This window comes from Azospirillum sp. ST 5-10, from assembly GCF_051225715.1.
Taxonomy (GTDB): domain Bacteria; phylum Pseudomonadota; class Alphaproteobacteria; order Azospirillales; family Azospirillaceae; genus Azospirillum.
In genome coordinates, this window is sequence record NZ_JBPJSP010000031.1 from 73,534 (window position 1) to 81,908 (window position 8,375).

Annotated in this window: 3 protein-coding genes; all 3 read right to left on the reverse strand. The window is 68.1% G+C overall.

Annotated features, from left to right (window positions below; all coding sequences use genetic code 11):
* Nucleotides 1–3: 3 nt before the first annotated feature.
* Nucleotides 4–4,548, reverse strand: coding sequence for an Eco57I restriction-modification methylase domain-containing protein (locus ACSBPG_RS26050; protein WP_435540155.1), 4,545 nt, complete (start codon nucleotides 4,546–4,548; stop codon nucleotides 4–6).
* Between the two features lies 1 nt (nucleotide 4,549).
* Nucleotides 4,550–7,789, reverse strand: coding sequence for a helicase-related protein (locus ACSBPG_RS26055; RefSeq protein ID WP_435540156.1), 3,240 nt, complete (start codon nucleotides 7,787–7,789; stop codon nucleotides 4,550–4,552).
* A gap of 227 nt (nucleotides 7,790–8,016) precedes the next feature.
* Nucleotides 8,017–8,375 (reverse strand): hypothetical protein (locus tag ACSBPG_RS26060; protein ID WP_435540157.1); only part of this gene is annotated, 359 nt, incomplete at its 5' end.

Here is an 8,375-nt window from a genome sequence, read left to right on the forward strand (position 1 = left end):
CGGTCAGCCTTCCGTAGGCGGGATTTGCGGGGTTGAAAGCCGGTGATAGGTGGTGCCGCGCGCCTGCCCTTCGACGCGCGCGTGCCCTTCGGCGACGAGGCGCTTGAGGAGCGGGCCGACCCGTCTTGAATCGAGCCCGGTGGCCGCCTGCGCATCGGCCGAGGTGATGGGATTTTTCGTGCCGAGCAGGCGCAGGATGGCGGCGTAGGCCTCGCCGCCGTCGCCGTTCCGCTTGCGAGGCCTCGGCGCCGGCGATGCCCCCGCATCCGCGGGCAGGCTGGAGAGTGCGGCGAAAAGCGGACCGTCGTCGCGCGCCAGCAGGCTGTATTGCCCGGCCCGGTCGACGGGCGGCGCGCCCGCCGGGGCGGGGGGCAGGATGCGGGAGACGAGATCGATCGCCGGCTTGGGCAGGGTCTCGTTCAACGGGACGTCCCAATAGGGATCATGATCGCGCACGAAGGCGTCCAGCCCCTTCGCCTCCAGCTCGTCGAAGGCGGCGAGGCAGAGCCCGGGCGCTTCGGGATAGGAGCGGTGACTGAAGCTGGACAGGATGTGGGCGTAGTCGTCGCGGTCGAGCCCGTAGGCCTTTGCCACCACCGCGTCCACCGCCGCGCGCAGGTGCCAGCGCGCATCGTCGCCCGCCAGCACAGGCCAGGTGAACGGGGGCGAGCCCTCGCGCCAGTGGGCGCCGAGCTGGTCGCGCCAGAGGGCCTCGTAGCCCGCGTGGTTGCAGACGAGGCGGAGGGCGGCATGCACCGCCAGCCGGCGTCCGGATTCGTCCAGGTCAGGGACCGGGCACTGGTTCAGGATAAACAGATTGACATGGGCCGCCGCCTTCTGGCGGAGGGGCCAGTCGAACGCATGCGTGTTGGCGACGGCGCAGGTGAACAGCGTCACACTCGTTGGGCGGTTCCACGGCGAGCGTTCGCATGGCGCCGTGTTCCCGACGATGAAACCGGGAGGAATGATAGTGAATATGCCGGTGCGTTCGTCGGTTGAACGAGCAATATCCCGAAACGTCAATCGATAGTAACTCGCGGCTGCCAGCCAGTTGGGCTTGTCGCTGACCTTCTTGATGGGGATGAGGTACTGTGGCGGCTCGTCCCATCGGTCGTCGAACTGATGGAAGGTCTTTCCCTCGTGCAGCGGCAGATAGCCTTCGTCCAGCAGATCCGCCGCGATCTCCGGATGGCGCGGATCCATCGCGTTGCCGAGCGTATTCTGCGTGGGCACGAACCGTTCGGAGTCATCGGTCATGTGGAGTTCGCGACCGAGGTCGAGCCTTACCGTCGAGGCCACATGGCCGAAATGGCGCCCCTTGGCGTAGAGCTGCTGGGTCGGGCGCAGATCCCGCTCGCTGCGCAATTCGGGGAATGTCAGGTAGGCTCCGCCCGCAGCCGAAATGAACCTGCGGTCATAAGTCAAGGTCGTCCGCTCGGAGAACAACCAATCCAGGTCATGGACATAGAAAGCGCAAGGGAAAGATCCGTTGCCAATCGGTTCTGCGGTTGCCACAACCACGGCAAATTTGAAGCTACGGTGAATTTCAAAAAGTTTTTTTGAATTTTCATAGGAATAGCAGCACTGCATCCTCAGTTGCTCGAGGTAAAGGTGTCTGATTCCCGTCGCCCCCTCGTTGGCATGGAAGGCGGATGGCACCACCTGACCGATGCGCCCGGTGGACGCAACGATGTCGGCGTCACGCTCGAGGAAAAGCTTGTAGACGTCTTTCGGACCGATCGTCTTTTTCCCGTCAACAATCGCGGTCTGCCACCGGTAGAGCCGCTTGATCACCCGCTCCATCCGGCGGAAGCCTTCCATGTAGCGGGCATGGCGCTCCGCGATGGCGGGATCGGCGGACAGGCGTTCCGTCACCTCCTTCCGCTCGCGCTTGGTTGGCGCATCGAGCACGCGAAGGTCATAGCCGGCGAAGAACTCCTTGGCGGCCGGCAGCATCTTGTCCCACGGCGGGTTCCCCAGCACCGCGTCGAACCCGCCGGTACGCTCCGGCCCGCCGTCGGGGTGGAAAACCTCGGGGAAGGCCAAGTCGAACATCACCCCGCCGCCCCCGGCCTCCAGCATCCGCAGCGCCAGCTCGTCGGTCGCCAGCTCCGCCGCCGGCAGCGTCCCGGTGTCGGCGAAGGCCTGCACGGCGCGCTCGTACACCCGGTCAGCCGCCTTCTCCCCCAGCATGACGGCGCCGCTCCACAGCTCGCCCAGCTTGCGCAGCGGGGCCAGCGCTGCGAGCAGTGCGGCGTACGCCGCCTGCTTCTGCTCCAGGTCGGCGATGTCCTTGCCGATGCTGCCGTTCAGCCGCCGCACGTGGACCAGCGCGTCGGCCAACGCGGCGCGCATGCGCTGCTCCAGCGTCTGGGCGAAGAGCGTGTTGACCGCCTTGCCCGACACGGGTTGGGTCAGCAGATGTTCGAAGAACGGGCCGGTCAGGCTGTCGCCCACCACCAGCCGATGGTTCATGAAGGTGAGCGGCAGCCCCTCCGCGTAGGATTCCAGCCACAGCGCCAGCTTCGCCAGCTCCACCGCCAGCGGGTTGCGGTCCACGCCGTACAAGCAGTGGACGGCCACCAGACGGCGGCACAGAGCCTCCGCCCGCTTCTGCGACAGGCCGCTGTCCGATCCCTCCACCGAGCGGCTGGGCAGATAGGCGACCAACTCGTCCTTCGGGTCCGGCAGCGCCTCCACCCGCCGACGCAGTTCCGCGGCCCGTTGCAGCAGCGCCGCCTTCTCCTCCGCGTCCGTGGCGTCGGCCGCTCCGCGCTCCGCGTCGGCCGCGCGCTCGTCGCACAGACGGCAGGACTCGTACAGTTTGTCACCCAGGTAGCGGCAGGCCTCCACCAGGAAATGCCCGCTGCCCATGGCGGGGTCGAGCACCTTCAGCGCCAGCAGGGCGGCGGGGTCGGGGTCGTCCGCCAGGCTGAGGCGGCGGACCTGCGGCTCCAGCGCTTCCTGCACCAGGAAGCGGACGAAGGGATGCGGCGTGTAGTAGGAACCGCTGGACTTCCGCCCCAGCCCGACACGCAGGTAGAAGCGGCCGGCGGGGATCCGCTCGATCCACGTCACCCGGGTCCCGCCGCCGCGGCCCGCGCGCGGGGCCGGCGCATCCTCCTCGCCGTCCTCCTCGTCCTCGGCCCCCTCCTCGATGGCATCCTCGTCGTCGCCTGGCGGTTCGGCGGCCGTCTCCGCCCCGCGGTAGGGCTCCGCCGCCGCCTCCGGCACCACGACCTCCAGCTTGGCTCGGCGCAGACGGACCATCGGCTCAGTGGTGACGCCCGGATCCAGCTCGATCAACGCCTCGTAGACACGGCCGAGATCCTCGACGTCCAGCGGGCCGTAATGCACGCGTTCCCGCCCCGATGCGCCGTCCGTCCACAGCAGCCGGTCCAGCAGGTGGGCCACCGCATCCTCGCCCCAGTGCAGGCTGTCGAGCAGCGGCGTGGCGCGGCGGCCGAAGAGCATGCCGCCCAGCGGCGCGACGTTCATCTCGGCGACGCGCAGGCCATTGCGGAAGATATGGAAAAGGGTGCGCAGCCCACATTCCAGTGCCTGCCCCGTGTCGGTGCCGCGGTCGAGGCGCCGGCGCACCCACCCCTCCATCGCGCTGCCGGTGGGCGAGTAGGTGCGCCGCCAAAGGCCGGAGGTCGCGAAGCTGAAGGCGCGCGCCGGATCGGCCGAGCTTTCCATCTTCAGGATGAACAGCAGCCGATAGACCAGCGTCAGCCCTTCCTCCCACAGCTTCACCGGCAGCTTCGCAGGTTCCACGGCGGCGAGCACTGCGCGGTTGGATTCGTGGTCCAACAGGGCCTGGATGAACTCGATGACCGCGGTCTTGGCCTGTTTGCGCAACTCGCCGGTGACGCGGGTCTGGGCCTGCCGGGCGGCCTCGGTCAGCTCCGGCACCGCCCTCACGCCGCGCGGCGAGGCGAGCGCCAGCAGCACCCGGAAGGAATCCGGCGCCTTGCGCTGACGCTCCCAGCCGGAGTTCCCCTGGAGCGGGATCGTGATGTGGCTGTCGGGCCGCGCCGGATCGCAGAGCAGCAGGCGCAGCTCGGCCCCGTCGGTCAGCAGCCCCAGCCGCTCGCCCTTGGTCAGCAGGACGCGCTGCGCGCTGCGGCTGGGGCTGAATCTGTAGGCCGTGCCCCGGCGCGACGGCGCGTCCAGATCGGTGCCCAGCGCGACCGTCCAGACGCGCAGAAGGGTGGCACCGTCGTCGGTGACCAAGGTGGATCCGCCGTCCTCGTCCCCTTCGCGGGTGCGGACAGGGTCCTGACGCTGCAACCGGGTGTAGCCCAGCGGCTCCACCAGCGGCATCACGATCTGGTTGTACACGCGCTCCTTGCCGCCGGCGCTGAGCGACTTGATCCGGCGCCGGTATGCCTCCCACCGGGCCTGAAGCGCCCGGCCCTCGTCCCCGGTTGTCTTCGGCAGCAGTCCGGCCCGCCCGAGATAGGATTCCAACTCGAAACGGACGAAAGGTTCCGGCAGCGCCGGGCCGAACACCGTGCAGTCGGAAAGGAAACCCGTCTTGTTCACGTCATGCCTCCGAGGGAACCAGCATCAGCATACCGACTGCCTGCGGGCGCTCGATGGTGAGGCGTCCCCTCCGTTCGATCTCGTCCAGGCGCTGCTTGTAGAGCTTGACGACCGCCTCCGCCTCGGTCCGCTGGCGCGGTGAAGGCTCCCGATCCACTGCGAACGCGGCGAGCCGCTGCACCGGGTCGGTCAGGCTTTGCCATGCGCCACGGCCGTCTGCCGGGGCGAACAGGTCGCCTGTGGTTGGCTGCGCCGCCCCGCACAGGTCGTTGGCCCGCAGACGGACCCACAGGGCGAGATCCTGCCGGTCACGCTCCGTACGCGCCCGGTGCTCCTCGACAAATACGTCGGTCAGCGTCCGGAAGGCCAGTGCTGCGGCCTCGAAGGCCGCATTCTGCCGCGTGGGCACCCAGCCGGCGAAGCGCTTCTCCCATACACCACGCCCCGAACGCGCCCTCCGGTCGTCGGCGAAGCGGATCCACTCAGGGCTTTCGCCGAGCACTTCGGGATCGCCTTCCGCTGTCACCCGGACAGCGATCACGCGCTGGTACTCGACGCCAAGCGGGCTCCGCACCGTTCCCACGAAGGTCAGCAGAAGCGCCGCCGGCGCGCCGGGGTCCGCCAGCGCGACGCTGACGCGGCGGTCGAGCAGGTCAGCCGTGCCCAGGGATTCGATGCGCCGTACGCGATCGATGGCCCGGCGCAACAGGGGGTGCGCCCGCCCGATGTAGCCGAGCGCCCGCTTCTGCGCATCATGCATGCGGGTGCGGTCGCGGCTGAAGCGCAGCTGGCGCGTTTCACGCTCGAAGCCGGGAAGGCCGTCGAGCCCGGCCGCCCAATCGCTGGGGACCGACAGCGTCAGCACGCCGTCCCCCCCGTCCGCCAGCGTGTTGCCCGTTCCAACCTCGGATTCGATGGCATCGCGGACGAAGGCGACAAGGTCGGGCGTGCCGTTCACGGCCACGCCCCGCCGCAACGCCTCGTCCGCGGCGTCCAATGTGCGCTGTTCGGCGTTCAGCCCGGACTCCAGATACCAGTTGTGGGTCTTCCCGGCCCTCTCGTACCCGGCGATGGCGCGATCGACCTCGGCCAGCATCTCCTGATAGGCCACGGTGGTCGAACCGTCGTCCACCTGCTCCAGGTGTTTCAGCTCCGTATTGGCGTGTTGAAACAGCAAGCCCTGTTCCTCCGCCAGCCCCTGCAGCAGACGGACGGTGGCGGTTTGGCTCTCGTCGGCCAGCACGCCCAGCGTGTTCGGCATGAAGGTCAGGCTGGCGCGCTGGCGCTCGTACTTCGCGATCAGCCGCAGCAGCAGCCGTTCTTCGAATGTTCCGGTCATGTAGAGGTATCGGACCTGCGGCGTGTGTGTCTGGCCGTACCGGTCGATGCGGCCGTTGCGCTGCTCGAGGCGGTTCGGGTTGTAAGGCAGTTCCAGATGGATCAGGTGATGGCAACGCTCGTGCAGGTTCAGACCCTCCGCCGTCGCGTCGGTGCTGACCAGCACGATGCCATCCTCGTCCGTGAAGCGTCCGGTAATGGCCGTGCGGGCCTCGTCGCTGTCGCGGCCGCTAATCCGCTCGACGCGCCCGGACAAGACGCCTTCCGCGGCGGCGCGGGCCAGGAAATCGACGACCGCATCCTGGCTGTCGGTGTACTCGGTGTAGACGAGCACGTTGGCGTCAGGCTCGCTCTGGCGGATCTCGGCGATCCGCGCGACGAGGGCGGGGAGTTTCGGGTCTTCCGGCATTGCCAGATCGGCCAGATCGATCAGCGCCTGCACCGCGTCCCACGCCTTGTCGAACCGGCCGTGGTCGGCCCTGGCCCGTCGGCGGTCCCGCTCCGAGGCTTGGATCACCGCGTCCAATTCCTCGCCGCCGGCTTCCAGCAACTCCTGAGCGATGTCTTCCGCCTCCAGGGAGGCTTGGTCCTCCTCCTCCTCGAAGGTCAGAGTGCCAAAACGCTCCATACGGCGGCGGTATTCGCGCAGCGTGCGCAGCCGATCCTGCCGCGCCTGCACCAATCCGGCGGATTCCTCACGCAGGCGCTCGTACCGCTCGCCCACGCGCTCCAGGGTGTTGCGCACCGCGCGCACGGTGGACACGGAGCGCTTCAGCAGCGTCACAAAGGCCAAGACCTCCGCGTATCGCTTCTCGCGCAACGCCCGGCGGAGGCGCGGCGAAACGAACTCCAGAAGCGCCCGCTGAAACGCCGCGAAGGCTGGGCGCTCGTCGGGATTGGGGGCGACCGGGCAAGGGGCGACTTCCCGCGTTGGGAACATCGGGTCGGTGGTGCCCGGCTTGTGAAGGTGGCTTTTCAGACGGCGGATCACGTTCCGCCGGTAGGCGTCGCCACGCAGGCCCCCGCGGCCGTCCACGAGGCTCGGGTCCAGCAACTCCAGCAGCGATGCGAAATGCGCGTCGTATCCGTCGTGGGGCGTGGCCGTCAGGAGAAGGAGCCCGTCGGCGATACGGGCGAGCGCTTCCGCGAGCCGACGGCGCTGGGAGTCTTCCCGCTCCTCGCCAGCCACGCGCGTGCAATGGTGCGCCTCGTCGATGATAATTAGGTCCCAGGTCGACCGCTCCAGATCCTGGAGCACCTTCTCCTGCTTGGCGAAGTCGATCGAGGTGAGACAGAAGGCCGTGGCGTTGAAGGGATTGGCGCCGAGCTCCAGCTTCCGCCGCTCCTCCTGGAGGCTTCCCCAATCGGCGATGGTGGTGAAGCGTAGGCCGAATCGGGTGCGAAGCTCCCGATCCCATTGCGCCAGCAGAGTTCCAGCGGGAGAGACGATGAGCACGCGGTGGGTCCGGCGGCGGGCGATCAGTTCGGTGATGACGATGCCGGCCTGGACCGTCTTGCCCAGGCCCACGCCATCCGCCAGCATCAGTCTCGGCCGTCCCATTTCCAACGCTCGCATCACCGGAACGAGCTGGTAGGGTTGTGGATCGAGTCGGCCCGGCTCCGCGGCCAAGAGGGCACGTGGACCCAGTTCCTGCTCCAGGAGATAGGCTTGATGATAGAGACGCCAATCCGACAGCCGGCCCGCCCTCTCGGGGCCGAAGTCGCGCCGTCTCGGCTCCACCCGCTCCATGGGAACCAGAAGGTCGATCTCCTCGCCGCGCAACTCTCCGTCGAGACAGCGCAGGCGCAGCCGGCTCTGCTCGCCGGCTGGCTCACATTCCACCACCTCCCACGCGAGACCACGGGCCTTGACGCGGGTACCGGGAAGAAAGGCTTCGCTCACGGTTGCTCTCGGTGGTTTGCGTGAAGACGGCGGAAGCCGCCCACTCGATTTGGGTGGATGCTCCAGACGGAATGGTTACAACCGATGGACGTCGATTGCCAAGTTTCACGGTGCAGGGATGACCCTTCCCCGGCGTAGAGACCGTCGCAGACCTGGGGGAGGATGGTAGGGCGCGTGTTGCTGCGCCGGCGGAGGCATGGCAAGCGCGTTTTCCGTCTGTCACCGCCCTAGCCGTCTCCATCGCCGCCGGAGCGTGCGCGTGCCCCGTTCCGCCGGGCGAGAACGGCCCAGACGACAGCTCCGAGCAGGGTGACGGCGAAGCTCCCTGCAACGATCAGGAAGAACTGGACTGGAACTGCGAAGGCCAGGAACACGGCGATGGCGAGCGTGACGAGAAGCCATGCCTTCCGCCCCAAAAGCACGGCGAGAGCGATGAAGGCCAGAAAGCCCGCGAATCCCATTGGCAACTCCTGGACGATGAAGGGGAATGCCGCCGCTGCCTGTGGCCGCTTGTATGACTTCCACTCATCGGGCGACCTCCTGATAGGATGGTTGGCCTGAAGGCCGGGAGAGGGTCGCCGCGTTC